The following is a 26,789-nucleotide window of genomic DNA, read 5'->3' on the forward strand; positions in this document are numbered from 1 at the left end:
ATTATTGTATATTTGCCGCATTATGCCAATGGAAATAAAATTTTATAAATATCAGGGTACCGGTAATGATTTTGTCGTTATCGATAACCGACGTAACAACTTTCCCAAAAATAATACCAAACTCATTTCGGGGCTTTGCAATCGTCGCTTCGGAATCGGGGCAGACGGGTTGATCCTGCTCGAGGAATCGTCGCAGGCTGACTTTTGCATGGTCTATTACAATGCCGATGGCAGGCAGAGTAGTATGTGTGGTAACGGGGGGCGCTGTATCGTAGCTTTCGCAGCTGATCTCGGGCTTGTTGGTAAGAGCTGTAGTTTTATGGCGGTCGATGGGCTTCATGAGGCAAAAATAGCAGCAGATGGAACGGTTTCTCTGAAAATGATCGATGTAGATACGGTCGATGTTTTTGAGCATTATTCCTTTCTGGATACCGGATCGCCGCACCATGTTCAGGAAGTCAATGACCTGCATACCTTCGATGTGAATAAAGAGGGGAGCCGTTTGCGCTATGGTAAGTATGGCAAGAAAGGCAGCAATATCAATTTTGTATCTGAAGTCGATACTGACATTTTTGCAGTGAGAACCTATGAAAGGGGTGTTGAGAATGAAACCTATTCCTGCGGGACCGGTGTGACCGCCGTGGCACTGGCGATGCACAGAAAAGGAAAGACTTCATCTGAGCGTATCATTCTGAGAACCGAGGGAGGAGAGTTGGCGGTAAGTTTTATGCCACAGGATGATACATATACCGATATCTGGCTCAGCGGCCCGGCTGTTCAGGTTTTCGAAGGACGAATGACAATTGAAGGATGATCACTCTAAAGGGAAATACCATTTATTTAAGGGCGCTGGAGCCTGAAGACATCGATTTTCTCTATTACCTGGAGAATGATGAAAACGTCTGGGAAGTCAGTGAGACGGTGGCTCCCTATTCCAAATATGTGCTAAAGGAATATTTGGCCAACAGTCATCGCGATATCTACGAGGTAAAGCAGCTGAGACTGGCCATCGTTACCCTCGAACAAGAATTGGTGGGTTTTATCGATCTGTATGATTTTGATCCGCGTAACCGCAGGGCGGGAGTGGGGATCGTGGTATTGCGGGAAGGACACCGTAATAAGGGGATAGGAGGAGAGGCCCTTTCCCTCATTATAGATTATGCCTTTCAACACCTGAATCTTCATCAGTTATTCGCAAATATTGGTGAAGCGAACCAGGCCAGTATTCATCTCTTCTCGAAAATGGGTTTTGAGAAGGTAGGAGTCAAAAAAGACTGGAACCTGAATGCCGGAAAATTTACCAATGAATTGCTCTATCAAAAAATAAACCATGTACATTAGAAAGATCTTAGTTGCGGTAGCCCTGTTGGGGTTGGTGGCCGGAGGGGTATTCGTTTATCATATCTATACCTCCATTTTCACACCCAATACCGCTTTTCAGAATGAAGAGGCCTACATCTATGTGGGTACCGGGGATTCGTTTACCGACGTAAAAACACAACTGGCTCCTTTGCTTAAAAACCTGAGCTCATTCGAACAGATCGCCCGGAAAAAAGGATATGTGAGCAATATAAAGGCGGGGCGATTCGGTATCAGGAAAGGAATGAATAACAATGAGATCGTTAACTCAATACGCAGCAGAAATATTCCTCTTACGCTTACCTTCAACAACCAGGACCGGCTTGCTGATCTGGCAGGACGCATCAGTAATCAGATCGAGGCAGATAGTCTTGAACTGATTAAATCTTTTACAGATGGGGAGTTCCTGAAGGCCAATAATTTTGACGAGCATACCGCGCTTTCGATGTACATACCCAACAGTTACGAGTTTTTCTGGAATACTTCAGCTGATGAATTCAGAGATCGCATGCTCAAGGAATACAAGCGTTTCTGGAATGAAGAGCGTACAGAAAAGGCCCGATCCCTTGGTCTCAAGCCGAAGGAGGTGATCACCCTTGCCTCGATTGTTCAGAAGGAAACAGCCATGCCTGATGAAAGACCCCGTGTTGCAGGCGTTTATCTCAACCGGCTTAAAAAAGGAATGCCGCTGCAGGCCGACCCTACCGTCATTTATGCGGTAAAAAGACAGTCTGGTGATTTCGATCAGGTGATCAAAAGGGTGCTTAACCGGGACCTTGTGGTTGATTCACCTTACAATACTTACAGGTATTCAGGTCTGCCACCCGGACCTATCAGTATGCCGGATATTTCTTCCATTGATGGTGTTTTGAATGCCGAGAATCATGATTTTTACTACTTTGTTGCAGATGTGAACAATTACGGGTATCATAAGTTTGCCAAGACCCTGTCCCAGCATAATCGCAACGCCAATGAGTACCGTGATTGGATTAACAAGCAAGGAATTAACAGGTAGGTATTTACAGCTTACCGAAGGGTTTTTGCAGGTTAAATAATTTATAGTACTTTTGCGGGCTCAATTTCAGAATCTTGACTTTTAGGGAGTTGATATTCTGAAGAATTGTAAATATATGAGAAAACTCAGGTTAAAATTAAAGACAGGAATTGTCTTTTTAGTTTTAATTGCAAGTGTAGGATTTACTTTCGACAACGATTACTCCCCCGAATTGATTTTTAGCGCAACCGATGATCTGCTGGATTACACTGTGACCAGAGAGAACGACATGGCCATGGATTTGAAGAAACCTCCTTTCCTTGGTAAATCGTTCAACGGATTTAAGGAAGCACTTGCATACAATGAATCAAGAGGAAATTACTTTGTGGTAAATTCTCTGGGTTACATGGGGAAATATCAGTTTGGATCAGCAACTTTGAGAACCCTTGGGGTCGAAGACAGGATCGCATTTCTGAATGACCCGAGCTTGCAGGAAAAGGTATTTATTGCGAATCTGCAACGAAATAAATGGGTACTGCGTAAATATATCGACCTGTATGTAGGGAAAACCATAAGCGGAGTTCCTGTTACCGAATCCGGTATCCTGGCAGCAGCCCACCTGGCGGGCCCCGGAAACGTCAAGCGTTTTCTCAGAACCTGGGGATCCAACGGTTTTGAGGATGCTAACGGAACATCTATCAGGTATTATATGAAGCGTTTCGCCGGCTATGATGTGTCACATATTCAGGCAGATCGGGCAGCCAGGCTGTAACTAATCCCTGGCATACTAAAAATATACAAGCCTCTGAGAGATCAGGGGCTTTTTTTATCAGGCATGAATGATGAATATCGCAGGTCTCTTATGAAGACTCACCTCCTGCTTCTCCCACTCGGCTATCGTTTTGGTTTTGATGTATTGAGTGGAAAGCGTGATGTCTGCAGCAATGCATAATCGTGTGGTGGGTTTCAGATTCTTTACCAGGTCATACATGAGTTTATCATTCCGGTAGGGAGTCTCGATAAAGATTTGCGACTGCTCTGATTCTGCTGATCGCCTCTCGAGTTGTTTTATGCTATTGCGCCTTTCGTTTTTGTCGATGGGCAAATAACCATTGAAAGCAAAGTTTTGTCCGTTCATACCACTGGCCATCATAGCAAGCAAGATCGAAGAGGGACCAACCAAGGGTACAACCTCTATCTTTTTCTGATGAGCCAGGTCCACAACAGAGGCTCCCGGATCTGCCACGCCCGGACAGCCGGCTTCTGAAATAACCCCCATATCTTCACCTTGCAGGCAGGGATCCAGATAGGTAGGGATCTCAGTCGGATCGGTGAACTTGTTCAGCGGATATAGCTTTAATGAGGGCTGGGACTTTCTGGGGCTGACGTGTTTGATGAAATGGCGTGCCGTTTTTTCGTTTTCCACGATGTAGTGGTCTACCTGCTCGATGACTCGTTTTACAGAAATGGGTAATACTTCGAGGGGTTCTACCGCTCCCATGGTGGATGGAATAAGGTAAAGTTTTCCGGTTTTTCTGTCGTTTGACATCTGAATATTGCTTTGTTTAGCTCTGCCTTCCGGCCTCAGGATAGTGATTCCTCAGAAAGCCGTCGCATGCCCGGGTTAAAAGGTCATATACTTTCTCGAAGCCGTCTTTTCCACCGTAATAGGGATCAGGAACTTCCCTCGTCGAGGTGTCAGGGGCATATTCCAGTATCATTCGAACTTTTTTGCGGTCTTCTTCATCTCGGGCTTTAGCAATGACATCGTTGAAATTGCTTTGGTCCATGACCAGAATATGATCGAATTCGTCAAAATCTGATGTTTTGAATTGTCTGCCCCGCTGTGAGGTGATGTCGATCCCGTATTTGCGGGCTGTTTCTACCGAGCGTTTATCGGGAGATTCTCCAATGTGATAATCAGAGGTGCCTGCAGAATCAATGATGAAATCCTCGGGTGCGATACTGCTCATGATACCTTCTGCCAGGGGAGATCGGCAAATATTTCCCAGACAGACCATGAGTATCTTCTTTTTCATTACTGTGCGAATTTCTTGTTCAGGTCTTCGATATATTTTCTGAACTGCTTATCGGTTTCAGCCAGGTTGTCTACCGTTTTACAGGCGTGTAAAACTGTAGCGTGGTCACGTTTCCCTATTTGTGAACCAATGCTGGCCAGAGAGGCCTTGGTATATTTTTTTGCAAAGAACATGGCGAGTTGACGGGCCTGTACTATATGACGCTTACGGGTCTTTGATTGCAGGGTGGCAACATCCATTTGAAAATAATCAGAGATAACCTTCTGTATATAATCGATGGAAACCTCGCGTTTGGTATTCTTGACAAATTTCTCAACGATCTGACTTGCCAGGTCGAGTGTCACTTCTTTTTTGTTGAATGAAGACTGAGCGATCAGGGAGATTACCGCACCTTCCAGTTCCCTGACATTGGTCTTTATATTCTGAGCCACGTATTCGATGATTTCTTCAGGCATTTCAACTCCGTCACGATAGAGTCGGTTCTTCAGAATGGAAATACGGGTTTCGTAATCAGGACTCTGAAGTTCAGCCGAAAGACCCCATTTGAAACGGGAAAGCAGTCGTTGTTCAATATCCTGCATATCTACAGGAGCTTTGTCGGAGGTCAGTATTACCTGCTTGCCGTTCTGGTGGAGGTGATTGAAGATGTGAAAGAACACATCCTGGGTGCCTGATTTTCCCGAAAAGAACTGTACATCGTCGATGATCAGAACATCGATCAATTGATAGAAATGTATAAAGTCATTACGGGTGTTCTTTTTGACCGATTCGATATACTGCTGGGTGAATTTCTCAGCACTGATATATAATACGGTCTTCTCCGGATATTTATCTTTTATCTCAACCCCAATAGCGTGAGCGAGGTGTGTTTTTCCAAGCCCCACACCACCGAAAATCAACAGCGGATTGAAAGAGGTGCCTCCGGGTTTGTTGGCAACCGCCATTCCTGCCGACCGGGCCAAACGATTGGAGTCTCCTTCCAGGTAATTGTCGAAACTGTAATTCGGATTTAACTGAGATTCGATCTTTATATTTCGAATGCCGGGAATTACAAACGGATTCTTTAATTCAGGATTTTTATGTTTAACGGGAACATCGAGTTCCTGCGGCTGCATATTCGCTCGATTCGAACTGGGAATGCTTTCAGTAAACGGTTTTTTGTTTCCGTAGGTGTTCTCCATCCGGATCACATATACCAGCTTGGCATTTTCACCAAGCTCCCGGGTGAGCGCTACTTTAAGAAGTTTAACATAGTGCTCTTCCAGCCATTCGTAAAAAAATTTACTGGGTACCTGAATGCTCAATGCGTTATCAGTAAGCTTCACCGATTTGATCGGTTCGAACCAGGTTTTGTAAGCCTGGGGTTGGATATTATCTTTTATGAATTCCAGACAATTATTCCATACTGATTCGGCAGTCAAGTTCATTACCAGTTAAAATTTTTTATCAGTTAGTTTAGGATTGAAAGCTATGAGGAGATAGCTTTGTCTCACCGTTTAGGTTGAAACAAATATGTGAACAAAAAATTGAAAAAAAAAATACAAATCGGGTTGACTTACTGGTTTTTTTTTCGCATACCTGTTAACGCTAACTTAACACTTTTTTAAACTACGAAAATTTGCTCTTAATATGAAGAAATCAGACGAAATTAACATACGGGTGCGTTATGGAGAGACCGATCAGATGGGGGTGGTGTACCATGGTAATTATCCTGAATATCTGGAAGTTGGAAGAGTCGAATGGCTTCGAAAACTGGGGGTTTCATATAAGTCGATGGAAGAGAGTGGTATCATGTTGCCGGTCATCTCACTTTCCTTGAAATATCGTAGATCTGCGCGATATGACGACCTGATAAAAGTGGTTACCACCCTGGTGAAAACCCCCTCTGTCAAGATCGAATTTGATTATGTTATTTTAGACGAAAAGGGTGAAATTTTAGTTGAAGCGAATACCCAGTTGGCCTTCATAAATAAGGCCAGCGGACGCCCTGTGAAATGCCCGGATTATATACTGGAAAAATTGTAGTTATTAACAATCTGTCAGTCAGGTTGTTCGTTGTTGATGTAAGGTAATCCTGCATATATTGTAATCGCCTTCTTCTTTTTCTCCTGCCCGGCAAACAAGACTATCTCCATATTTCAAAGTGCTTTTAAAAACCTGTATAATCCTACAAATTCTGTTTATTTAGATGACTTTTCTTTAGAAGCGTAAGCAATGGTAGGATGAATGCAGAATGATTTCTCCTAATACTTACTTTAGTAAGCCAAAACCCTACATTCAATGAATCGTTCTCTGCAATTTTTCATCTTCTTTTTTTTGCTTATCAATCTTTGTACTGCTCAAACCGAATCGGCCATTCGGGTGAACCAGGTGGGTTACCGCCCGCATGATATAAAATCAGCCCTCCTCATCGCCTCTGCAACTTTTGATAAAGACAGCCTCGGGTTGTATGATCAACTTACCGATGCGCTCATCAGGAAGATCGCAGTTTCAGACGCCCCGGAGGCTTATTATGAGCTCGAGAGTGTTTACCAGGCAGATTTCAGTGATTTCAAGGAGCCGGGTGCGTACTACCTGGGAGCCGGGTCTCTGCGTAGTCCGGCCTTTTACATATCTGAAAATGTGTATGCGGGTACGGCAGATTACCTGTTGCATTATCTGCGCTCAAGAAGATGCGGGTATAATCCCTATTTCAAAAAGAGTTGCCACGTCGACGATGGTATAATTATCTACCATCCGGATCGGGAAGGGGAAAAGATCGACGTGAGTGGCGGCTGGCACGATGCTTCAGATTATCTGCAATATGTGACGACTTCGGCCAATGCGGTCTTTCAGTTGCTGTTCGCCTATGAGCAGAATCCGCATGCTTTTGACGACCGCTATCAGGCGTCGGGTTTGCCGGGGGCTAACGGTATTCCGGATATACTCGATGAAGCGAAGTGGGGGCTTGACTGGCTGGTGAAGATGAATCCCGAGCCCGGGCTGATGTTTCATCAGATAGCAGACGACCGGGATCACCGCAGTTTTGATCTCCCTTATAAAGACACTCTCGATTACGGGTATGGAAAAGGAAAGGAGAGGCCCGTTTATTATGTGACCGGTAAACCTCAGGGTTTGATGGAATACCAGAATAATTCTAACGGAAAAGCCAATATTGCCGGTAAGTTTGCTTCAAGCTTCGCCCTGGGATCAGAGCTGCTCAAGCCTTTTTACCCTGAATTTTCACAGCTGCTAATCGAGAAGGCCCGTTCAGCATATGTCACGGGAAAAGAATATCCCGGAGTTTGCCAGACGGCTCCCTGTCGTGCTCCTTATTTTTACGAGGAAGAGAATTGGGAAGATGATATGGAGCTGGCAGCCATGCAGCTCTATCAGCGAACCAAAGAGGTGAATTATCTGTCTGATGCCTTGAAGTTTGCTGCTCAGGAGCCGGTAACACCCTGGATGAAGCAAGACAGTGTCAGGCATTATCAGTATTATCCCTTTGTTAACCTCGGGCATTATTATATGAGTAGTGCAGGGGCGAAGGATGAAGGTCTTAAATATTACCGCCAGGGAATCGATCATTATAAAAAAAGATCGTCCAAAAATATCTTTCTTAACGGGTTGCCATTCGTTTGGTGCTCCAACAATCTGGCAGCAGCCATGCTGACCCAATTAAGTCTATCAGCCCGACTTCAGCCTGAAACTTCTTCAGTTGAAACGGAATCGGCTCTCAGAGACTGGCTTTTCGGAAGAAATCCCTGGGGAACCTCCATGGTGGTGGGCTTGCCTCAACATGGGGATTATCCCGAAGATACACATGCGGCCATTTCTCATTATACAGATGAAGAGCCCTGGGGCGGACTGGTCGACGGTCCTGTTTACGGTAGTATCTTTAAGAGCCTGAAGGGAGTGAAGCTGGCCGAGGAAGATGAGTATGCTGCCTTTCAGACCTCAAGGGTGGTGTATCACGACGATTGGGCAGATTATTCAACCAATGAGCCTACCATGGATGGAACGGCCAGCCTGACCTATTACCTGTCTTCGCTGGTGCCTGAAAACCGTACCGATAATAATACCTATTACAAAGATGCCCTGATCAGGGGTGATTCTACCAAAAAACAAATAGCCCTGATCTTTACGGGCCATGACCGGGCAGAAGGATTTGACAAAGTGAATAAAGCCCTGAAAAAACATAATGTGAAGGCCTCCTTTTTCCTTACGGGTGATTTTTACAGAAACCCGAAATTTAAGAATATCATCAGTACCCTAATCGATGAGGATCATTACCTGGGGGCCCATTCAGACAAGCACCTGTTGTATTGCAGCTGGGAAGATCGCGATTCACTACTTGTAGACAAAGCCCTCTTCCGTAAAGACCTGAAGGCTAATTATGCCGCTATGGCGAGTCATGGCATCAACAAGAGCGATGCTTTTTTTTATCTGCCACCCTACGAATGGTATAATGAGAAAATTTCCCTGTGGACGCGTGAAAACGGACTTAGGCTCATAAATCATTCACCCGGAACGAACAGCAATCAGGATTGGACCACCCCCGACCTGGGTGACAGGTACTATTCAAATGAAAGACTATGGAAGGGTATAACGGGATATGAAACCGAAAAGGGACTCGAAGGGTTCCATCTCCTGCTGCATTTCGGTACAGATGAAAAACGTCAGGAGAAATTCTATGATCGACTTGACCAACTGATAGAGGAATTAAAGAAGAGGGGTTACAGCTTTGTGCGTATCGACCAGATGCATGAAAAAAATCTTCAGCCTGTTTTTGTACCGGGCGGGGATGACCTATAGAAGTGTTACTTTAACTTCGTAAAAGGGCTTGAAAGCTTCCACGAGCTGATCAGCATCTTTTTTTCTTATGCTGACCTCTATCTGGCATGTCAGATGCATGTTCTGTTCAATGATGTTCAGGTTTTTTTCTTTGATCACACGCATCACATTGTTCATGTCTGCATATTTAAAGCTTAGTAAGAAATGCTGATCTATGGTCTTTTCGATAATGGTGCTGTTTTCGATGGCCGCCTGGGCTGCCGTTCGGTAGGCATTGATCAATCCGCCAACACCCAGTTTCACCCCTCCAAAGTAACGCACCACCACGATGAGTACATCAGTGAGGTTGAATGATTGGATTTGTCCGTAGATCGGCATACCGGCAGAATTTGCCGGCTCCCCGTCATCGTTGGCCCTGTATCTTTCACCATCTGCTCCCAGGCTCCATGCATAGCACCAGTGACGTGCAGAAGAATGAGCTGCTTTCACTTCTTCCAGTCGCTCTTTGATGTCGTCTTCGTCTGAGACGGGAAAAGCATAGCCGAAAAATTTACTGCCCCGGTCTTTAAACAATGATTCTGTACCCGCTTCCTTTAATGTGAGATAAGCATCGGTTTCCATGTCTGAGTCAAACTTTAGCGTAGGTTATTAATATAATGCTGATAATGGCCAGTACAACACCGATCCAGTTTTTTAATAACAGGCGTTCCCTGAAGAGCAGGATACCGAACAGGGTGGTAAGCATCACTATGGCAACATTGTTAATAGTGAATATAGAGGAGCTGTCGAGAACTGAATGGCGAAGCGCCTGTAGAATAAAGTAAATAGAAAAATAGTTCGGAATGCCAAGTACGAAGCCGGCGACGATATTTCTGGGTTTGATCGTCAGTGTTTTACTACTCACTGAACGATAAGTCATTACCAGGGTACCGATCCATGCAGCATTGAAAAAAATGGCAGAGGAGTAGAGGGGTATGTCCTGGTCATTCACAAAGTTCACCTCGAGGTATTTTAAAAGGGTGTCGATAATTCCGGAGCCCAGGAACAGCAGGCCCGGGTATAAAAGATTGTCTTTTGCCGTGAGCATGCCCTTTTGTCTGGCTGAAGCCAGGTAGACAGCCAGGAGTGCGAAAACAATTCCGAGAATCTTCATCCAGCCCGCTGATTCGCGGTAAACGATAAAGGCAAAGATCACCGGTATGACTACCGACATCTTCCCGGCAATGGAAGCCACCGATAAACCGTTTTTCTGTGCTGTGCGTGCCATGACCAGAAAAATTGAAATAAAGAGCACTCCCAGGATGATGGTACCCACAAACCACGGTTTAAAGAAGGTATCCATCAGTTTTCCCTCCGGTGGGAATAGCAGCAATCCGGAGATAAAGGCAACGAAATAATTAAAAACGATCGCCTGGAAATTATCTACCCGATACCGTTCAAATAGCTTGAAGATGACAAATAAAGAGCTGCTTACCAGTACGCTTAGGAAGAGATAGATCAAAACCGGTAATTCTTTTCGAACAGTTGTACAATATCTTCTTTCCCGGGTATGAGGTTCCAGGTTTGTAAGCCCGTTAGTGCTGCAGCCTCTGTATTTTCGGGGGTGTCATCGATGAACAGGGTGTTTGCCGCCTCGAGCTGGTTAGTATCGATAACGAATTCAAAGATCTCCTTGTCTGGTTTTCTCATGCCCATTTCGTGTGACAGGTAAAACACCTCAAAAAAAGACCTGAATTTCATGAACTGATCTTCTCCCATGCTTTTTCTGACCCATTCGATATGCATTTCATTGGTGTTACTTAGCAGAAAAAGCCTGTATTTCTCGCTTTTAGCGATCGATTCAAGAAATTCCATCCGGTAATCCGGAAAGTCTTTCAAAATGGCATTCCAGCAAAACCTTAAGTCTTTTTCGCTGAGTTCTCCGGTGTGAGTGCGGTAAAATGCTATAAATTCAGAGGTGGTTACCCTGCCTTTTTCATAGCGCTCATTCATGTCTGCCACCTCCGGGCTAAGGTTAAAATCAGGTAGCAGTTTGCAAATTTCTCTCAGGGAAGCCGGTTTATCCAGATTGATGAAGATGTCACCAAAATCAAAAATGATATTTTTTATTATGTTCATATTACCGGGGGGGTGTTATTCTTATTGAGGTATAACTGGTAAAGATCTCTGTCATAATGCTTTTCTTCCTTTAACTCACCATGAATTACAGGAGCCTTTACCCCATCTTTTATAATCGTTTCAGATCTGAAAATACGGGCTTCGTCCCAAAGGTTTTGATCGGAAAAGCGCTGAAGGGTTTTGGAGCCTCCCTCGACGATCAGACTTTGTATCGATTCTTGGTAGAGGAGGTCCATGATGGTTTCGAGTATATCTTTATCTCCCGGAACCTTTAAAACCGACAATTCATGATTTGCGATTCGCTGATTCATTTCCTGTTCCCTGACCACCCAAATTGTTTTGACCTGGTCGTGAAATATCTTCGAAGACAGGGGTATTCTCGCATTAGGATCGATAATTACCCGCATTGGGTTACTGCCATTCCAGTCTCTTGTGGTAAGGCCCGGATCGTCATCAATAACTGTTTGCGCTCCCACCAGTATGGCCTGTTCTTCGCTTCTCCATTTATGAACCAATTGCCTTGATGCAGGGCTGCTAAGCCAAACTGGCTTTTTTTCCTCTCTTATTAAAGGAGCAAGAAAACCATCCTGGCTTTGTGCCCATTTGAGTATCACATAGGGGCGTCTCTTTCGATGGAATGTGAAGAAACGTCGGTGTGACCAGTCACACACATTTTCGAGTATTCCGGTCATGACCTCACACCCGGCAGCTCTGAGTCTGGCGATACCTTTTCCAGAAACCAACTCATTGCTGTCAGTGCTGCCGATGACCACCCTGGGTATGCCATAGCGAATGATCAGGTCTGAACAGGGCGGTGTTTTGCCAAAGTGGGAGCAGGGTTCAAGACTCACATAAAGGGTGGATTCCTTAAGCAAGGATTTATCACTAACCGACTCTATAGCGTTTACCTCTGCATGATTACCTCCGGCAGGACTGGTGTACCCTTCTCCGATCACCTTATCATCGTGTACGATAATACAACCGACAAAGGGATTCGGATAAGTGTTCCCAAGACCATTTTTGGCAAGCTGAATACAGCGGTTTATGTAGAATTCGTGTATATTCACCTTGGCAAAAATACTATTTTAATTCAGCTCATTATAAAAATGACCATCAGAGAGATTAGACCTGAAGACGATCCCTTGTTAGCCAGGGCAATACGCGATGTATTGATAGAAATGAACGTTCCCAAGAAGGGGACTGCCTATGAAGATGCAGCCCTTGATCAGATGTATGAGACTTACCAAAGTCCGAAAAGCGTGTACTACGTGGTCAGTGATGAATCGGGAAGTATTTACGGCGGGGCTGGTATTGCTCCCCTGATGAATTATGAAGGGAATGTTTGTGAATTGCAAAAGATGTACTTTCTTCCGCAGGTTCGCGGAAAGGGAATAGGTCGTAAAATGATTGAAACCTGTCTGCAGGCTGCCCGTGAGTTCGGTTTTGATCAATGTTATATAGAAACCATGCCTAACATGAAAACCGCTCAGCAATTGTATCTGAACAATGGATTTCATTATATAGATCAACCGATGGGAGATACAGGTCACAGTTCCTGTCCGGTCTGGTTATTAAAAGATCTTTGAGATGACTCTTGGCGATCTAAGAAAGGAATTCGTTGACCTCCTCGAGCCGGTCTATGGCCAATCAGAAGCAATTAGTCTTTTTCGTATTACAGCCGGATACCTGTTGCATCTTAAGCCCTATCAGCTGAGTTTGGAGCATCAGCGCATGCTTACGCAAGAGCAGCAGAATCAGTTTCTGGATATCCTGGATCGCTTACGCGATGAAGAACCGGTTCAATACATCTTCGGAAAACAGGAATTTTTGGGAATGGAGCTTCAGGTCACGCCCGACACGCTTATTCCAAGGCCTGAAACAGAGGAGTTGGTGTATTGGGTCATCGATCAGGTGAAAGGAACGGGCACAGGAAGCATACTCGATATAGGAACCGGCAGCGGATGTATCGCTATTGGACTGAAAAAGCAACTTCCCGGCTTCGGTGTGACGGCAATTGACCGGTCTTCGAAGGCCCTGGATATAGCCCGGATGAACGCGAGGAATCAGGATGTGGACGTAATTTTTGTACAGGCCGATATACTGGAGGCAACAGAAACAGACCGCGAACTTGAAAAATTGTCTGTGCAGGGCTTCGATGTGATCGTATCGAATCCGCCATATGTAAGAGATCTGGAAAAGCAGGAAATCCGAAAGAATGTTTTGGAATTTGAACCCGACATCGCCTTATTTGTGCCTGATAATGACCCTTTGGTTTTTTACAGAAGAATTCTGGTAATGGCAGATAAGTGGCTGAGATCAGGAGGAAGTATCTATTTTGAGATCAACCAGTACCTGGGGGCAGAAATGACCGATTTATTGCATTCATTCGGGTATCAGGAGATCAGCTTACGGCAGGACCTGAATGCAAATGACCGTATGATCAGGGGAACTAAGCCCTGACAGGTCTGATTCTGAAGCCCTTGTTGTATATCGTCTGTCAGGGGAGGTCATTTGTTCTGCAAGCCTTACAGGAGTTTTTACCAGTGTTGTTGGTTTTGCTTACGGTATTTGATACTTTAGACCGGCCATTTTAACCGGCCCCGTAAGTAGCTGAAATCGCTACAGCTTTTTCTGCATTAAAGAATGAAAACATATGACCACAGCTGAAAAGATCAAAAACCTGAGGGAAGAATTAAGGGAGCATAATTACCGTTATTACGTATTGGATAAGCCGGTGATTTCAGATTACGACTTCGATATGAAGCTCAAGGAACTGGAGAAGCTGGAAAGGGAGCATCCTGAATTCGACGATCCGAATTCTCCGACTCGCAGGGTTGGGGGAGCGGTTACCAAGAATTTCGAAACGGTCAAACACGATCTTCCCATGTATTCTCTTGATAATTCTTATTCCAAGGAAGAATTGAGCGAATGGGAAAAGAGGGTGGAACGACTGTTGGGAAGCGATGATCTTTCATTTACCTGTGAGTTGAAATACGATGGCGCTTCGGTGAGTATTACCTACCAGGAAGGAAACCTGCTGAGGGCGGTAACCAGGGGTGACGGAATACAGGGTGATGACATTACCAATAATGTGCGAACCATACGTTCTGTGCCTTTAAAGTTACAGGGAGAATATCCGCCTTATTTTCATATAAGGGGAGAGATCATACTTCCTCTGGATGGTTTTGCCAAAATGAATCAGGAGCGAATAGAGAACGGGGAGGAGCCATATATGAATCCCAGGAATACTGCCAGCGGAAGTCTGAAGTTACAGGATAGCGCTGAGGTGGCCAGAAGGCCTCTTGATTGTTTTCTTTACAGTCTTGCCGGGGAGCGGCTTGGGGTTGAGACCCAGTACGAGAGTTTGCAGAAGGCAAACCAATGGGGCTTCAAAGTGCCTGAAACAGCCAGGCTATGCCAGTCACTGGATGAGGTGATGGCGTATGTGCAATACTGGGAAGAACACAGACACGATCTTCCCTATGAGATCGATGGGGTTGTGGTGAAGGTTAACTCCCTCTACCACCAGGAAGAGCTGGGCTTTACCTCCAAATCGCCCAGATGGGCCATCGCTTATAAGTTCAAAGCTGAACAGGCCAGAACCCGGCTCAATAACATCACGTATCAGGTGGGGAGAACAGGAGCCATTACCCCGGTGGCTAACCTCGAGCCCGTGCTTCTTGCCGGTACCACGGTGAAAAGAGCCTCATTGCATAATGCCGACCAGATAGCAAAACTGGATATCAGGGAAGGCGATATGGTCATGGTTGAAAAAGGTGGTGAGATTATACCAAAAATCACAGCGGTTGATTTTACGGCACGTGACCCGGAGTCTGAACCCACACGCTATATTACCGAATGTCCGGAATGCGGTACTGCGCTTGAGAGAAAAGAGGGCGAGGCACAGCATTATTGCCCCAATGTTTACGGTTGTCCGCCGCAGATCACCGGAAGAATTCAGCATTTCATTTCAAGAAAGGCCATGGATATCGAAGGTCTCGGTTCAGAGACGGTGGAGTTGCTTTTTAAGGAAGGACTTATCGATGACTATGCTGATCTTTATGAATTGAAAAAGGAAGATGTGCTTCCCCTGGAGCGCATGGCCGAAAAATCTGCAGAGAACCTGGTAAGGGGAATCGAAAAATCAAAGGAAATACCTTTTGAAAGAGTGCTGTTTGCATTAGGAATACGCTATGTAGGTGAGACAGTGGCCAAAAAACTTGCCCGTGAGTTTCAGTCAATCGATAAACTCAGAGCTGCCGGTAAAGAAGATCTCACGGCCGTGGATGAAATAGGCGAGCGTATCGCTGAGAGTGTCTCAGAATTTTTCGAAAACGAGAAAAATCAGGTCATTATTGAGCGTTTGAAAAATTACGGGCTTCAACTGGAAATTTCGGCAAAACAACTGGAAAATACTTCAGAGAAGTTGAAAGGATTTACTTTCGTTGTGTCAGGAATTTTTGAACAGCTGAGTCGTAACGAGATCAAAAAACTGATCGAAGACAATGGGGGGAAGGTTTCTTCCTCTATCTCAGGAAAGACTTCTTATGTGGTAGCCGGTGAGAATATGGGGCCCAGCAAGAAGGAGAAAGCTGATAAGCTGGGAGTTCCTGTTATTTCAGAATCAGACCTGCTCGATATGGTATGAGAGACAAACCCGTTTTATATGCATATTTGATTGCTTCTGCGATTTTCCTGGCAGGGGTGATATCAGGTATGCCCTGGGTTGAACATACCGGCAGGTTGTTATTAGTGCCTATAGCTTATTTGTATTACAGCCGGGCTGTGATTAAACGTCATTACCTTCCTTTGGTAATCATGGTTCTGTGCTGGCTTGGACTGTTCTTCGGTTATGTGCTGAGTCAAAAATGGCAGGTGGTTTCTTTTATCAGCTATTCGTTGGCCTATATAATACTAACGGTTATCTGTTTCAAGTCTATCAGGCTCCTTCGGGTCAAACGCCTCCTTTATTCGGCCCTTCCGGTAATTATCTTATGGTTCGTTTATTTTATCTATAGCATAAAAGATATCTTCGGAAACCAGATGGGCAAACTCTACCCTTACGTGATGGGATACAGCATCATACTCAGTCTGTTTATGATCGTAACCCTGGTAAGCTTTTTTAATAAGGAGACCAAGATTAAGCTGTTTGCTGTTATCATCGCTTTGTCATTTGTAGTGGGCGATATCATGATCGGTTTCTATAATTACCTGGAGGCAGATTTCCTTTTTAAGTTTGTCAACGCCGTGGCCACTGTGGCAGCTTATTTCTTCCTGGCGAGATTCATCACCGCCTTTAATTTCAGAAGGCTGGAAATAGCCTGACAGATTTGTTATATACGTAACAATTAGTTTTATTTTGTACACTCATACTTCTTTACCTTTGAATCGTTGAAGCTTTTAAAATCTTACCTTTGCGGGCAATAACAGTTATGGTATGATTTTTAACAGCCTCAGGGAGAAATCCATTAAAAAGATCATTGACAGGCATTTGGGTGAGCGCGAAACCCTGGTAAAACAGGGAAAAGAGGGTATTCGTTCCCTCGCAGTGATCATCAATTATGACGAGCTTGTAGATTACCGGCCTTTGATGAACCTGGCCGCAGCACTCGGAGTGAACAACGAAGAGGTTTACATACTTGGGTATGTGGACAAGGTGCACAGGGGAGTGAACTATATGATACCGGTGTTCTCCAGGGGAGATATCGGTCAGCGTGGAAAGTTGAAAAGCTTTGTTCTGAACGATTTTCTACAGCGGGAATATGACCTTCAGATCAATTATTTCACCGACCAGGCTGCTGTCGAAATGTTGCTTGTCGCAGCGCTCTGCAAAGCCGACTTTAAGGCAGGTATCAGCGGAGAGGTGGAAGAGCTTAACGATCTGGTGCTGCATTTGCCTGAAGGTGATTTCAGCGGATTTCAAAACGAATTGATCAGATATTTGAAAATTTTAAAAAAGATCTAATGACACAGTTTGTCGGAACCGGAGTAGCCCTGGTAACACCGTTTAAAAATGATTTAAGCGTCGATGTAAACGCATTGGAGCGATTGGTAAACCGCGTGATAGAAAAAGGGGTAGAGTATCTGGTGGTTCTCGGAACCACGGCAGAATCGGCTACCCTCGAACATGAAGAGAAGCAGTTGGTCATCGATACTGTTAAAAGGGTGAACCAAAACAGGCTACCCCTTGTTCTGGGTGTGGGAGGAAACAATACAGCTGCTGTAGTAAGAGAATTGCAATCGGGTATTACGGAAGGCTTTGATGCCATACTTTCTGTATCTCCTTATTATAACAAACCAACCCAGGAGGGTATTTACAGGCACTTTGGTGAAATTGCCAGGCATGCTGAGGTCCCTGTTATATTGTATAACGTTCCTGGGCGTACCGCCTCGAATATGCAGGCGGCCACCGTTTTAAGACTGGCTAAAGAGTTCGATAACATCATAGGGATAAAGGAAGCCTCAGGCGACCTTATGCAGGCCATGCATATTCTGAAAGACAAGCCTAAAGATTTTCTGGTGATATCAGGAGATGATGCTCTTACCCTGCCAATGGTACTTGCAGGGGGTGCAGGTGTTATTTCTGTGATCGCTCAGGGAGTGCCTGACAGATTTTCTTTTATGGTCAGGGAAGGTCTTCGTGGAAATCTTGATGTCGCTAATCACTGGCATTATCAGCTGCTTAATCTGATGGAGCTGATATTCGAAGAGGGTAACCCGGCCGGGATCAAGGCGGTGCTGGCCCAGCAGGGTATTTGCGAACCAGTGGTCAGATTGCCTCTTGTTGAAGCTTCGGAGGCGCTGCATCTCAAACTGGCAGACGCCCTTTCTCTGTTGACTCCTGAGAATAGTCAGCCATTATAACCCAATAGCATCTCAGTATTTCAGGTTCTGCCCGACAGGTTTTAAAAGGGCGGAACTTTTTCGTATTATGGCTTCCTGAAATCCGGGGTCTAAATTGTTTTTTTAAATCCCGGATAATTACCTAATTTTGCCCGATGATTATGAAATTCAGCAATTTTTTCGCGATTCTCATTTCAGCCCTGATCCTTACCTCCTGCAGCGAGTATCAAAAGGTGCTGAAAGAAAGTGATGTAAAAAAGAAATATGAATACGCAGAGAATCTGTACAATGAGGGGGAATACAAAAAAGCCATTCGCCTTTTTGAACAGATCGTACCGAGCTACATAGGTAAGCCTCAGGGTGAGCGTATCATTTATTTCTATGCAGATGCCTACTATCAAACGGGTCAGTATTATCTTTCTTCCTACCAGTTTGAAAGATTCTATAAGTCATATCCCCGAAGTGAGAAGGCTGAAGAAGCGGCCTTTTTAGGAGCCAAAAGCGAATATCTTACTTCTCCGCGCTACAGTCTCGATCAGACCGCGACCATGAGTGCATTGAACAAACTGCAGGTTTTTATCAATATGTATCCTGAATCTCAGTATGTTGATGAGGCTAACGCAATGATAGAAGACCTGAGGAGTAAAATAGAGAAGAAGGCTTTTGAGATCGCAAAACAGTATAATCGTATTTCAGACTATTTTGCTTCCATCAAAGCTTTTGAGCTCTTTCTGAAAGAATATCCGGGATCGGTCTATCGTGAAGATGCTTTGTATTACCAGTTTCTGGCATCTTATAACCTTGCGGTCAATAGCGTGTACTCCCGCAGGGAGGAGCGTCTTGAAACAGCTAAGGAAAATTATCTTACCTTAGTAGAGAATTATCCTGAATCAGAGTATCGTAAAGAAGCCGATGCCCTGGCCAGTGATATTGAATATCAATTAGAAAATTACAGTAAATAATAAGTTTAATATGAGCGATTTGAGAAACTCTAATGCCCCTGTTTCAACCGTTACCTATAACAGGAATGAAATAGATACTCCTACCGAAAATATCTATGAGGCGATCTCAGTTGTAGCCAAAAGAGCTAACCAGATTAATGCTGAGGTAAAAAAGGAGCTGATTGAAAAGTTAGAGGAATTTGCCACTTACACAGACAGTCTTGAAGAGATCTTCGAGAACAAGGAGCAGATCGAAGTTTCGAAGTTTTATGAAAAACTTCCAAAGCCTCATGCCATGGCTATTCAGGAGTGGCTTGAAGATAAAATCTATTACAGAAATACCGAAAAACAGCCCTAAGCTATGTCGGTACTGAGCGGCAAGAATATACTTTTAGGGGTCTCCGGAGGTATTGCCGCCTATAAAACCGCATTTTTGGTGCGGTTGCTCGTAAAAGCAAAAGCCAGCGTTAAAGTTGTAATGACTGAATCTGCTAAAGATTTCATTACTCCTTTAACCCTTTCTACGTTATCTAAAAATCCCGTTCTTTCTTCCTTCACCGATGATGAAGATGAAAATGCGGTCTGGAATAACCATGTGGAACTCGGGCTGTGGGCAGATCTGATGATCATAGCTCCTGCGACGGCCAATACGCTTTCAAAAATGTGTCATGGTACGGCCGATAACCTGCTGCTGGCTACCTATCTTTCTGCTAAATGTCCGGTTTTTTTTGCTCCTGCCATGGATCTGGATATGTATAAACATCCCAGCAGTCAGGAAAGTTTCAGAAAGCTGCAGGAATTTGGGAATATCATGATCCCTGCCGGCTCAGGAGAGTTGGCGAGTGGTTTGAGCGGACCGGGCCGTATGGCTGAACCCGAAGACATCGTTTCCTTTGTTTCTGAACATCTGCTCACGGGAATGCCGCTTTATGGAAAGCGCGTTCTGATCACGGCAGGTCCAACATATGAAGCGATCGATCCGGTTCGTTTCATAGGGAATCATTCCTCTGGCCGCATGGGTTTTGCCCTGGCCGGAGAAGCCGCAAAACTTGGAGCTCATGTGGTGCTGATCACGGGGCCCACTCATCTTCAGCTCGATCACGATCAGGTAAATATCATCAGGGTGGTTTCTGCAGCCGATATGTACGATGCTGTACATGATAATTTTGAATCGTCAGATATCGCGATCCTTTCAGCCGCCGTTTCAGATTACCGGCCTAAGCATGCGGCAGACAAGAAAATAAAGAAGAAGGCAGATGCTCTTCATATCGAACTGGAGCCAACAAAAGACATACTTGTATCGCTGGGAGAAGCCAAAAAGAACCAGTTCCTGGCGGGATTTGCCCTGGAAACAGATAATGCCCTGGAGAATGCGAAATCAAAACTCCGCCGGAAGAACCTCGATGCCATTGTTCTTAATACGCTGGAAGATGAGGGCGCGGGTTTTGGAAAATTGACAAATAAGATTACATTTATAGACAGGGAGATGCGGGAAAAGGCATTTGCCCTGAAGGCCAAGGAGGCCGTTGCTCAAGACATCTTCCATGAGATCAATCAACGTTTACTTTCAAAATAGCATTATCTGGTTTTTACTGCTTTCGGTAAGCTCGTTACTGTATGCACAAGAGCTGAATTGCACCATCATCGTCAACTCAGAACAGGTCGAACAAACCAATCAGCAGGTATTCAAAACCCTTGAGCGTTCCCTGAATGATTTTGTGAACAAATCGAAGTGGACCAACAGGAACCTGGAGCCTGACGAACGAATAGACTGCAGTATGCAGCTGACCATTACATCTTTTGATGCCAATACTTTTACGGCTAATTTGCAGATACAGTCAAACCGGCCGGTTTATAACTCGACCTATCAGAGTCCGGTGTTCAATTATCAGGACCGGCAATTTACCTTTAACTATCTCGAGTTTGAACCCTTATTCTTTAATCCGAATGTTTTTGAATCAAACCTGACGGCTGTTATCACCTATTACATCTATATTATTCTGGGGGTAGATGCAGATACGTTTGAAAGAGAAGGAGGAACTCCCTTTTTTAAAAGAGCCCAAAGCATTGTGAACCTGGCCCAGGGAAGTGGTTACAGCGGATGGCAGCAGACAGACGGGAACAGAACCCGGTGGGAGCTGGTCGATAACCTTTTGTCAAATACCTTTCGGGAATACCGTCTCGCTCTGTATAACTATCACCGCCTGGGGATGGATAATATGACTGATAATGCCATGCTGGCGAAGCAATCAATTGCAGGGTCTATGAAGCTGTTCGAGCGACTCAACAATACCAGGCCGAACTCCTTTGTATTGCAGACCTTTTTCGACGCCAAGGCTGAAGAAATAGCCGGGATTTTTTCCGGTGGTCCGAAAATGGATATCGTCAACCTGGTCAATACCCTGAACAAGGTGGCGCCACTTTACGGCGAGACCTGGTCGCGTATAGAATATTAAAGCCTTTGCAGGCATTTTCCATTAAATCTTATATTTGGACCCTAAAAATTCGTGAACATTGCTGAAGGTACTTTCCATTAAAAATTATGCCCTGATCGATCAACTGCATGTTGATTTTCATGATGGTTTTACCACTATCACCGGTGAAACAGGTGCGGGTAAATCCATATTGCTTGGAGGACTCTCGCTGGTGCTGGGAAACAGGGCCGACTTAAGTGTGCTCAGGGATGCCGAACGCAAGGCTGTCATAGAAGCTTCATTTGATATAAGTGCGTATGAACTGGAGCCGCTTTTTGACACGGAAGATCTCGATTACGAACCTGTGAGTATTCTGAGACGCGAAATACTTCCGGGGGGAAAATCAAGAGCTTTCATAAACGATACGCCGGTGACCCTGAACGTGCTGAAAACCCTGGGTGATCGCCTTATAGATATTCATTCGCAACATCAGACACTGAGACTTACCGATAATGACTTTCAATTTAAAGTGCTCGATGGCTATGCAGGAAATCAAACCCTTTTGACTGCATACCGAAAGGATCTGAAAGAATTTCAGCAACTGGGCAGGCGACTTGAGGCGCTCAGGAATAAACGTGATGAGATGCTTAAGGAGCAGGATTATCATGCGTTTCTTTTGAATGAATTACAGGAAGCAGATCTGCAGGCAGGTATGCAGGAAGAGCTGGAAGCCGACTATGAGAGATTGAGCAATATCGAATCGCTAAAGGAGGGTATGGGGCAGGCAGCTCAATACCTGGGTGAAGAACAGTACGGAGTCGTGCAGACTCTTGCCCAGCTCAAGGCTTTGCTCAATCGCAGCCGTGGTTACGGTGATGATTACTTGCAGATATATAACCGGGTGGAGGCTTCGTTTATCGAACTGGAAGATACCTACCAGGAGATCGTTCGCCTTGAGGAAGGCCTGGAAGCCGACCCTGCTGAACTGGAAAGGGTAAATGCCCGCTTGCAAAAGCTCTATGACCTCCAGAAAAAACACCAGGCAGTTGATGTGGAGGAGTTATTGGCGATAAAGGCAGACCTGGAACATAAAACCGGGATGAGTGAGGATCTTGAAAAGGAGATCAATCAATTGTCATCCAGGCTAACCGAACTGGAAAAGAAACTGAAGGAAGCCTCTGAAGAGCTCCGAGCCAAAAGACAACAAGCGATACCTGAACTTTGTTCGCAATTGGAAAACGTGATGGCCGAACTTGGAATGCCCAATGCCAGATTGCACTTAAACCTCGATGAGAGCAAGGAATTTCACGCTTATGGTATGGATGAACTTTCATTTGGTTTTTCGGCCAACAAGGGTTCAGATTTCAAAGACCTCAAAAAGGTGGCCTCAGGAGGGGAGCTGTCTCGTATCATGCTGGCGATCAAATCGATTATGGCAGGGTATACCAAACTTCCGACCATTATGTTCGATGAAATTGATACCGGTGTTTCAGGGGAGATCTCCAACAGAATGGGATTGATTATGAAGCGTATGGCCGGTAATATGCAGGTCTTTGCCATTACCCATTTACCTCAGATAGCCTCATTGGGCGATGCCCAGTTTAAAGTTTTTAAAGAAGACGCAGACGGAATCACCGTTTCCAGCATGCGGAAACTTTCTGAAGAAGAACGTATAAGTGAAATAGCGGAAATGCTGGGTGGAAAAGACCTTAGTGATTCGGCTCTTTCTCACGCCCGTGAGCTTCTCAGCCGACAGGAAGACTTACATTTGTAAGGAAAATGAAAGCCGTTCTGGATAAAATCAATATTTTTGAACTACGAATTCAAACCGACAATAAACTAACATTTCAAACATGTCATATAACTTATTAAAAGGAAAAAGAGGGATTATATTCGGTGCTTTGGATGAGAACTCCATCGCATGGAAAACTGCAGAAAGAGTTCATGAAGAAGGAGGAACCTTCGTGCTGACCAATGCACCCATTGCAATGAGAATGGGACAAATCAAGACCCTGGCTGAAAAGACCGGTTCAGAGATCATTCCCGCAGACGCCACCAATATCGATGATCTGAACAATCTCGTAGAAAAGTCTATGGAGATCCTGGGAGGAAAGATCGATTTTGTTCTTCACTCCATAGGGATGTCTGTAAACGTTCGTAAGGGACGTCATTATACAGACGAGAATTATGATTTTACCCAGAAGGGGTGGGATGTGTCAGCGCTTTCTTTTCATAAGGTGTGCCAGACCCTTTACAAGCAGGACGCTATGAATGAATGGGGCAGTATCGTTGCCCTTACCTACATGGCAGCCCAACGAGCATTTCCTGATTATAACGATATGGCAGACAATAAGGCTTACCTGGAGTCTATAGCACGTAGTTTCGGTTATTTCTACGGAAAGGAAAAGAAAGTTCGTGTAAACACTATATCGCAATCTCCTACACCTACAACGGCCGGTACCGGGGTGAAAGGTTTCGACGGATTTATCAATTATGCTGAACAGATGTCTCCTTTGGGGAATGCCAGTGCTCAGGACTGTGCAGATTATACGATCTCGCTTTTTTCAGATCTTACCCGAAAAGTGACCATGCAGAACCTGTTTCACGATGGCGGTTTCTCCAACACAGGGGTAAGTCAGGAAGTGATGGAAAAATTCATGCCCTGATAATATATAAAACTGAAGAAAAGCCACCTAAGGGGTGGCTTTTTTGATGGATTCAAAAGCAATATAAAATCCATGACAGATCTTGACTTTTCCTTTATCGTGCCCGTTTACAACAGACCTGAAGAGATCAGGGAACTGCTGCAGAGTCTGGCACTAATGCGGTATGATAAGCCCTTTGAAGTGGTCATCATCGAAGACGGTTCTGAAATAAGCAGTGCAGAGGTGATTTCAGCTTATCGGTCACAGCTTACTATAAGTTACCTTACTAAACCGAATACAGGCCCCGGAGACAGCCGGAATTTCGGCATGCTTCGCGCTAAAGGGAATTATTTTTTAATTCTGGATTCCGATTGTCTGCTGCCGCCCCATTATCTGGAAGAAGTGGAGCGGGAATTACAGGAGGCGTATGTCGATTGTTTTGGCGGTCCCGATGCAGCACATGCCGGTTTCACCGACCTGCAAAAGGCTATCAATTATGCCATGACTTCTGTGCTGACCACCGGAGGAATTCGCGGCGGAAAAAGGCAGGTAGGTAAATTTCAGCCCCGGAGTTTTAATATGGGGATCTCAAGGCAGGCGTTTGAACGCACAGGAGGTTTCGGCCGGATACATCCCGGAGAAGATCCCGACCTGACCATCAGAATCTGGAAGTCCGGATTTGATACCCGGCTTTTTCCTGAAGCCTATGTATATCACAAGCGGCGAATCGACTGGAAAAGCTTTAAATGGCAGGTGACTAAATTTGGTTTGACCCGGCCCATACTCAATCAATGGCATCCCGAGACTGCTAAGATCACCTACTGGTTTCCCACCTTGTTTACAGCAGGTCTTTGTTTAAGTATCGTTCTGGCTGTTTGGCGAATGCCTTTCTTTCTTCTGCTGTATGTCGTATATTTTACGGTGTTATGGTTGGATTCGTGGATAAAAACAGGAAAGCTTACCATCGCATTTAAAGCGCTGTATGCGGTACTTGTACAATTTTTTGGTTATGGGTGGGGATTTGCAAAATCTACCTTTTTTGTTACCTTTTTAAAGAGAAAGCCTGAGGAGGTCTTTCCGCAGTTATTTTTTAAAGATTAATGATCTGATACCGAATGAGTAATATTTTGAAACGATATATCAAGAAACCAAAAGCAGTGATCTTTTTGCTGTTTCTGATTATCTCTGCCTTTATTTGGGTGGTCATTACCCTCTCTGACCGGTATGATTCACGTATTGCTATGGACCTGGATTACATCAATATTCCGGAAGAAAAACTGCTTATAGGAAATCCCCCCGAACAGATCAATGTCAACATAGAGAGTTCCGGTTTTGGTATTTTGTACTATCGCCTCTTTCGTCAGACCCTGTTTTTGAATGCAGCCGATTTCAAGCCTGACAACAATGCTTATTACCTGCTGGGGGAAGAGGTGCAGGAGGTGATATCTGAACAATATAAATCTCTTGAGATCAACAGGGTGGTGAACGACTCTATAAAGATTCGCTTCGGTGAAAACCAGACCAGAGCGGTGCCGGTGAAAGCACGCATCGATCTGTCATTTGTCGAAGACTATGAACTGGTCGATAGTCTGGTGGTGGAGCCTGATTCAGTATGGATTCATGGTCCGGAAGACATCGTGAATTCGATCGATACCATACCTACTGAAATACTCAGTCTCAAAAATGTTCAGGCTGATTTTGAGCACAGAATGACACTTTCCATACCCGATACCATCCAAAAACTTTCATATGAACCAAGAGCCGTAACGGTGAGCGGGAAGGTGGAACGTTTTTCTGAAAAGATCGTAACCGTACCCGTGCAGGTGATCAATGCTCCTGAAGATGTGACTGTCAAAACCTTTCCCGGAGAGATCAGGGTATTGTGTAAAGCTGCCATATCTGACCTCAAGCGGGTAAATCCTGCTTCTTTCAAGGTGGTGTGCGATTTCAATGATACCAGAGAGAATGCTTCTTTTCTGATACCGAGAATTGCAGAGAAACCCTCGTTTATTATTTCGGCAAACCTGTTGGAAACGAAGGTTGAATATCTTATCAAACGCTTATGAAAACAGTGGGCCTGACCGGTGGAATAGGCAGCGGGAAATCGACGGTGGCGCGGATGTTCGAAGAACTGGGTGTGCCGGTGTATATAGCCGATACCGCAGGCAAACGCCTCATGGCTAAATCTTCTGATATTCGCAAAAAGGTGATCGATTTGCTGGGAGCGGAGGCTTATGAGGGAGAGCTTCCCGACAGGAAGCATATCGCATCTAAGGTTTTCGAAGACCGGGACCTTCTTCGGTCACTGAACGCGATCATTCATCCTGCAGTGGCAAAGGATTTTTCCAGGTGGAAGTCTGAGCAGGACGCTCCTTATGTGATCAAGGAAGCAGCCATTCTTTTTGAAACGGGAGGCGACAAAAATTGTGATTATGTAATTACAGTGACAACGCCGGAAAATATTCGTATCGAACGTGTAAGAAAGCGCGACAATGTTGCTTCTGAGGATGTTAAAGCACGGATGCAGCACCAGTGGGACGAAGATGAAAAAGTAAAAAGAGCAGACTTTGTTATAGAAAATACAGAAATCGATCAAACTTCCTTATTTGTTGAAAACATTCATGAAATTTTGCTTAATAAATGTAAGTAAAATTGGAATTTTA

At 44.7% G+C, this 26,789-nt stretch carries 28 protein-coding genes; 21 read left to right on the forward strand and 7 right to left on the reverse strand.

Going from position 1 to position 26,789, the window contains the following annotated elements:
• Positions 1–28: 28 nt before the first annotated feature.
• The 4 genes from dapF (at position 29) to K7R10_RS00075 (ending at position 3,125) form a co-directional block, all read left to right on the forward strand.
• Positions 29–814: a diaminopimelate epimerase gene (gene dapF, locus K7R10_RS00060; RefSeq protein ID WP_224482587.1), complete on the forward strand. Its 786-nt coding sequence runs from the start codon at positions 29–31 to the stop codon at positions 812–814.
• Complete coding sequence (locus tag K7R10_RS00065) at positions 811–1,341, forward strand: GNAT family N-acetyltransferase (RefSeq protein WP_224482589.1); 531 nt, start codon at positions 811–813, stop codon at positions 1,339–1,341. The genes dapF and K7R10_RS00065 overlap by 4 nt, the downstream gene beginning before the upstream one ends.
• On the forward strand, positions 1,331–2,374 hold the full coding sequence (gene mltG, locus K7R10_RS00070) for an endolytic transglycosylase MltG (RefSeq protein WP_224482591.1): 1,044 nt from the start codon (positions 1,331–1,333) through the stop codon (positions 2,372–2,374). The genes K7R10_RS00065 and mltG overlap by 11 nt, the downstream gene beginning before the upstream one ends.
• Before the next feature lie 115 nt (positions 2,375–2,489).
• Positions 2,490–3,125, forward strand: coding sequence for a lysozyme family protein (locus K7R10_RS00075; RefSeq protein WP_224482593.1), 636 nt, complete (start codon positions 2,490–2,492; stop codon positions 3,123–3,125).
• Positions 3,126–3,182: 57 nt separating this feature from the next.
• Here the strand turns inward: K7R10_RS00075 and K7R10_RS00080 are convergent, their stop codons facing one another.
• The 3 genes from K7R10_RS00080 to dnaA are packed head-to-tail and all read right to left on the reverse strand — an operon-like array spanning position 3,183 to position 5,819.
• Positions 3,183–3,902: an SAM-dependent methyltransferase gene (locus K7R10_RS00080; RefSeq protein ID WP_224482595.1), complete on the reverse strand. Its 720-nt coding sequence runs from the start codon at positions 3,900–3,902 to the stop codon at positions 3,183–3,185.
• A gap of 16 nt (positions 3,903–3,918) precedes the next feature.
• Complete coding sequence (locus tag K7R10_RS00085; protein WP_224482596.1) at positions 3,919–4,392, reverse strand: low molecular weight protein-tyrosine-phosphatase; 474 nt, start codon at positions 4,390–4,392, stop codon at positions 3,919–3,921.
• A complete protein-coding gene (gene dnaA, locus K7R10_RS00090; RefSeq protein ID WP_224482598.1) occupies positions 4,392–5,819 on the reverse strand; it encodes a chromosomal replication initiator protein DnaA in 1,428 nt (475 codons plus the stop codon). Before dnaA ends, K7R10_RS00085 begins: the two co-directional genes overlap by 1 nt.
• 202 nt (positions 5,820–6,021) lie before the next feature.
• On the opposite strand from dnaA, the gene K7R10_RS00095 reads away from it, so the two are divergent.
• Entirely contained in the window at positions 6,022–6,417 is a 396-nt protein-coding gene (locus K7R10_RS00095; protein WP_224482600.1) for an acyl-CoA thioesterase, read from the forward strand.
• A gap of 255 nt (positions 6,418–6,672) precedes the next feature.
• A complete protein-coding gene (locus K7R10_RS00100) occupies positions 6,673–9,186 on the forward strand; it encodes a glycoside hydrolase family 9 protein (RefSeq protein ID WP_224482601.1) in 2,514 nt (837 codons plus the stop codon).
• On the opposite strand, the gene K7R10_RS00105 is transcribed toward K7R10_RS00100, so the two are convergent.
• From K7R10_RS00105 to ribD, 4 genes are read right to left on the reverse strand one after another with little or no spacing between them, the layout of a single operon-like run.
• Positions 9,181–9,786 (reverse strand): IMPACT family protein, encoded by a 606-nt coding sequence (locus K7R10_RS00105; RefSeq protein WP_224482603.1) that lies wholly within the window; start codon positions 9,784–9,786, stop codon positions 9,181–9,183. The genes K7R10_RS00100 and K7R10_RS00105 overlap by 6 nt on opposite strands.
• A gap of 7 nt (positions 9,787–9,793) precedes the next feature.
• Positions 9,794–10,666 (reverse strand): EamA family transporter, encoded by an 873-nt coding sequence (locus K7R10_RS00110; protein ID WP_224482605.1) that lies wholly within the window; start codon positions 10,664–10,666, stop codon positions 9,794–9,796.
• Positions 10,663–11,283 carry an HAD family hydrolase gene (locus K7R10_RS00115; protein ID WP_255610438.1) on the reverse strand — a complete coding sequence of 207 codons (621 nt, stop codon included), beginning with the start codon at positions 11,281–11,283 and terminating at the stop codon, positions 10,663–10,665. Before K7R10_RS00115 ends, K7R10_RS00110 begins: the two co-directional genes overlap by 4 nt.
• The gene (gene ribD, locus K7R10_RS00120; RefSeq protein WP_224482607.1) at positions 11,280–12,350 is read right to left on the reverse strand and encodes a bifunctional diaminohydroxyphosphoribosylaminopyrimidine deaminase/5-amino-6-(5-phosphoribosylamino)uracil reductase RibD; all 1,071 of its coding nucleotides are present in this window, start codon (positions 12,348–12,350) and stop codon (positions 11,280–11,282) included. The genes K7R10_RS00115 and ribD overlap by 4 nt, the downstream gene beginning before the upstream one ends.
• A gap of 39 nt (positions 12,351–12,389) precedes the next feature.
• Here ribD and K7R10_RS00125 point away from each other — a divergent pair, with 39 nt between their 5' ends.
• From K7R10_RS00125 to coaE, 15 genes are all read left to right on the forward strand, one after another.
• Positions 12,390–12,869 carry a GNAT family N-acetyltransferase gene (locus K7R10_RS00125; RefSeq protein ID WP_224482610.1) on the forward strand — a complete coding sequence of 160 codons (480 nt, stop codon included), beginning with the start codon at positions 12,390–12,392 and terminating at the stop codon, positions 12,867–12,869.
• 1 nt (position 12,870) lies between these two features.
• On the forward strand, positions 12,871–13,743 hold the full coding sequence (gene prmC / locus K7R10_RS00130; RefSeq protein WP_224482613.1) for a peptide chain release factor N(5)-glutamine methyltransferase: 873 nt from the start codon (positions 12,871–12,873) through the stop codon (positions 13,741–13,743).
• Positions 13,744–13,936: 193 nt separating this feature from the next.
• The gene (ligA, locus tag K7R10_RS00135) at positions 13,937–15,931 is read left to right on the forward strand and encodes an NAD-dependent DNA ligase LigA (RefSeq protein ID WP_224482615.1); all 1,995 of its coding nucleotides are present in this window, start codon (positions 13,937–13,939) and stop codon (positions 15,929–15,931) included.
• Positions 15,928–16,608 carry a hypothetical protein gene (locus tag K7R10_RS00140; RefSeq protein ID WP_224482616.1) on the forward strand — a complete coding sequence of 227 codons (681 nt, stop codon included), beginning with the start codon at positions 15,928–15,930 and terminating at the stop codon, positions 16,606–16,608. Before ligA ends, K7R10_RS00140 begins: the two co-directional genes overlap by 4 nt.
• 112 nt (positions 16,609–16,720) lie before the next feature.
• Positions 16,721–17,248 (forward strand): DUF6913 domain-containing protein, encoded by a 528-nt coding sequence (locus tag K7R10_RS00145; protein ID WP_224482623.1) that lies wholly within the window; start codon positions 16,721–16,723, stop codon positions 17,246–17,248.
• The gene (gene dapA / locus K7R10_RS00150; protein ID WP_224482625.1) at positions 17,248–18,147 is read left to right on the forward strand and encodes a 4-hydroxy-tetrahydrodipicolinate synthase; all 900 of its coding nucleotides are present in this window, start codon (positions 17,248–17,250) and stop codon (positions 18,145–18,147) included. Before K7R10_RS00145 ends, dapA begins: the two co-directional genes overlap by 1 nt.
• A gap of 140 nt (positions 18,148–18,287) precedes the next feature.
• Positions 18,288–19,088, forward strand: a complete 801-nt coding sequence (locus tag K7R10_RS00155) for an outer membrane protein assembly factor BamD (protein WP_224482627.1) — start codon at positions 18,288–18,290, stop codon at positions 19,086–19,088.
• 10 nt (positions 19,089–19,098) lie between these two features.
• Positions 19,099–19,425: a DNA-directed RNA polymerase subunit omega gene (locus K7R10_RS00160; protein WP_224482628.1), complete on the forward strand. Its 327-nt coding sequence runs from the start codon at positions 19,099–19,101 to the stop codon at positions 19,423–19,425.
• Between the two features lie 3 nt (positions 19,426–19,428).
• Positions 19,429–20,643 carry a bifunctional phosphopantothenoylcysteine decarboxylase/phosphopantothenate--cysteine ligase CoaBC gene (coaBC, locus tag K7R10_RS00165; RefSeq protein WP_224482630.1) on the forward strand — a complete coding sequence of 405 codons (1,215 nt, stop codon included), beginning with the start codon at positions 19,429–19,431 and terminating at the stop codon, positions 20,641–20,643.
• On the forward strand, positions 20,612–21,523 hold the full coding sequence (porD, locus tag K7R10_RS00170) for a type IX secretion system protein PorD (protein WP_224482632.1): 912 nt from the start codon (positions 20,612–20,614) through the stop codon (positions 21,521–21,523). Before coaBC ends, porD begins: the two co-directional genes overlap by 32 nt.
• Positions 21,524–21,581: 58 nt before the next feature.
• A complete protein-coding gene (gene recN, locus K7R10_RS00175; RefSeq protein WP_224482633.1) occupies positions 21,582–23,255 on the forward strand; it encodes a DNA repair protein RecN in 1,674 nt (557 codons plus the stop codon).
• Positions 23,256–23,334: 79 nt separating this feature from the next.
• On the forward strand, positions 23,335–24,147 hold the full coding sequence (locus tag K7R10_RS00180; protein WP_224482634.1) for an enoyl-ACP reductase FabI: 813 nt from the start codon (positions 23,335–23,337) through the stop codon (positions 24,145–24,147).
• Between the two features lie 72 nt (positions 24,148–24,219).
• Positions 24,220–25,227, forward strand: coding sequence for a glycosyltransferase family 2 protein (locus K7R10_RS00185; protein ID WP_224482635.1), 1,008 nt, complete (start codon positions 24,220–24,222; stop codon positions 25,225–25,227).
• A gap of 14 nt (positions 25,228–25,241) precedes the next feature.
• Entirely contained in the window at positions 25,242–26,192 is a 951-nt protein-coding gene (locus K7R10_RS00190) for a CdaR family protein (RefSeq protein WP_224482636.1), read from the forward strand.
• Positions 26,189–26,776 (forward strand): dephospho-CoA kinase, encoded by a 588-nt coding sequence (gene coaE / locus K7R10_RS00195; RefSeq protein WP_224482637.1) that lies wholly within the window; start codon positions 26,189–26,191, stop codon positions 26,774–26,776. Before K7R10_RS00190 ends, coaE begins: the two co-directional genes overlap by 4 nt.
• Positions 26,777–26,789: the final 13 nt, after the last annotated feature.

Source organism: Robertkochia aurantiaca (assembly GCF_020166495.1).
Classification (GTDB): Bacteria; Bacteroidota; Bacteroidia; order Flavobacteriales; family Flavobacteriaceae; genus Robertkochia; species Robertkochia aurantiaca.

Coding starts and splice junctions, on each gene's coding strand:
- dapF (WP_224482587.1), top strand. CDS start 29: ATGGAAATAAAATTTTATAAATATCAGGGTACCGGTAATGATTTTGTC.
- K7R10_RS00065 (WP_224482589.1), top strand. CDS start 811: ATGATCACTCTAAAGGGAAATACCATTTATTTAAGGGCGCTGGAGCCT.
- mltG (WP_224482591.1), top strand. CDS start 1,331: ATGTACATTAGAAAGATCTTAGTTGCGGTAGCCCTGTTGGGGTTGGTG.
- K7R10_RS00075 (WP_224482593.1), top strand. CDS start 2,490: ATGAGAAAACTCAGGTTAAAATTAAAGACAGGAATTGTCTTTTTAGTT.
- K7R10_RS00080 (WP_224482595.1), bottom strand. CDS start 3,902: ATGTCAAACGACAGAAAAACCGGAAAACTTTACCTTATTCCATCCACC.
- K7R10_RS00085 (WP_224482596.1), bottom strand. CDS start 4,392: ATGAAAAAGAAGATACTCATGGTCTGTCTGGGAAATATTTGCCGATCT.
- dnaA (WP_224482598.1), bottom strand. CDS start 5,819: ATGAACTTGACTGCCGAATCAGTATGGAATAATTGTCTGGAATTCATA.
- K7R10_RS00095 (WP_224482600.1), top strand. CDS start 6,022: ATGAAGAAATCAGACGAAATTAACATACGGGTGCGTTATGGAGAGACC.
- K7R10_RS00100 (WP_224482601.1), top strand. CDS start 6,673: ATGAATCGTTCTCTGCAATTTTTCATCTTCTTTTTTTTGCTTATCAAT.
- K7R10_RS00105 (WP_224482603.1), bottom strand. CDS start 9,786: ATGGAAACCGATGCTTATCTCACATTAAAGGAAGCGGGTACAGAATCA.
- K7R10_RS00115 (WP_255610438.1), bottom strand. CDS start 11,283: ATGAACATAATAAAAAATATCATTTTTGATTTTGGTGACATCTTCATC.
- K7R10_RS00125 (WP_224482610.1), top strand. CDS start 12,390: ATGACCATCAGAGAGATTAGACCTGAAGACGATCCCTTGTTAGCCAGG.
- prmC (WP_224482613.1), top strand. CDS start 12,871: ATGACTCTTGGCGATCTAAGAAAGGAATTCGTTGACCTCCTCGAGCCG.
- ligA (WP_224482615.1), top strand. CDS start 13,937: ATGACCACAGCTGAAAAGATCAAAAACCTGAGGGAAGAATTAAGGGAG.
- K7R10_RS00140 (WP_224482616.1), top strand. CDS start 15,928: ATGAGAGACAAACCCGTTTTATATGCATATTTGATTGCTTCTGCGATT.
- K7R10_RS00145 (WP_224482623.1), top strand. CDS start 16,721: ATGATTTTTAACAGCCTCAGGGAGAAATCCATTAAAAAGATCATTGAC.
- dapA (WP_224482625.1), top strand. CDS start 17,248: ATGACACAGTTTGTCGGAACCGGAGTAGCCCTGGTAACACCGTTTAAA.
- K7R10_RS00155 (WP_224482627.1), top strand. CDS start 18,288: ATGAAATTCAGCAATTTTTTCGCGATTCTCATTTCAGCCCTGATCCTT.
- K7R10_RS00160 (WP_224482628.1), top strand. CDS start 19,099: ATGAGCGATTTGAGAAACTCTAATGCCCCTGTTTCAACCGTTACCTAT.
- coaBC (WP_224482630.1), top strand. CDS start 19,429: ATGTCGGTACTGAGCGGCAAGAATATACTTTTAGGGGTCTCCGGAGGT.
- porD (WP_224482632.1), top strand. CDS start 20,612: ATGAGATCAATCAACGTTTACTTTCAAAATAGCATTATCTGGTTTTTA.
- K7R10_RS00180 (WP_224482634.1), top strand. CDS start 23,335: ATGTCATATAACTTATTAAAAGGAAAAAGAGGGATTATATTCGGTGCT.
- K7R10_RS00185 (WP_224482635.1), top strand. CDS start 24,220: ATGACAGATCTTGACTTTTCCTTTATCGTGCCCGTTTACAACAGACCT.
- K7R10_RS00190 (WP_224482636.1), top strand. CDS start 25,242: ATGAGTAATATTTTGAAACGATATATCAAGAAACCAAAAGCAGTGATC.
- coaE (WP_224482637.1), top strand. CDS start 26,189: ATGAAAACAGTGGGCCTGACCGGTGGAATAGGCAGCGGGAAATCGACG.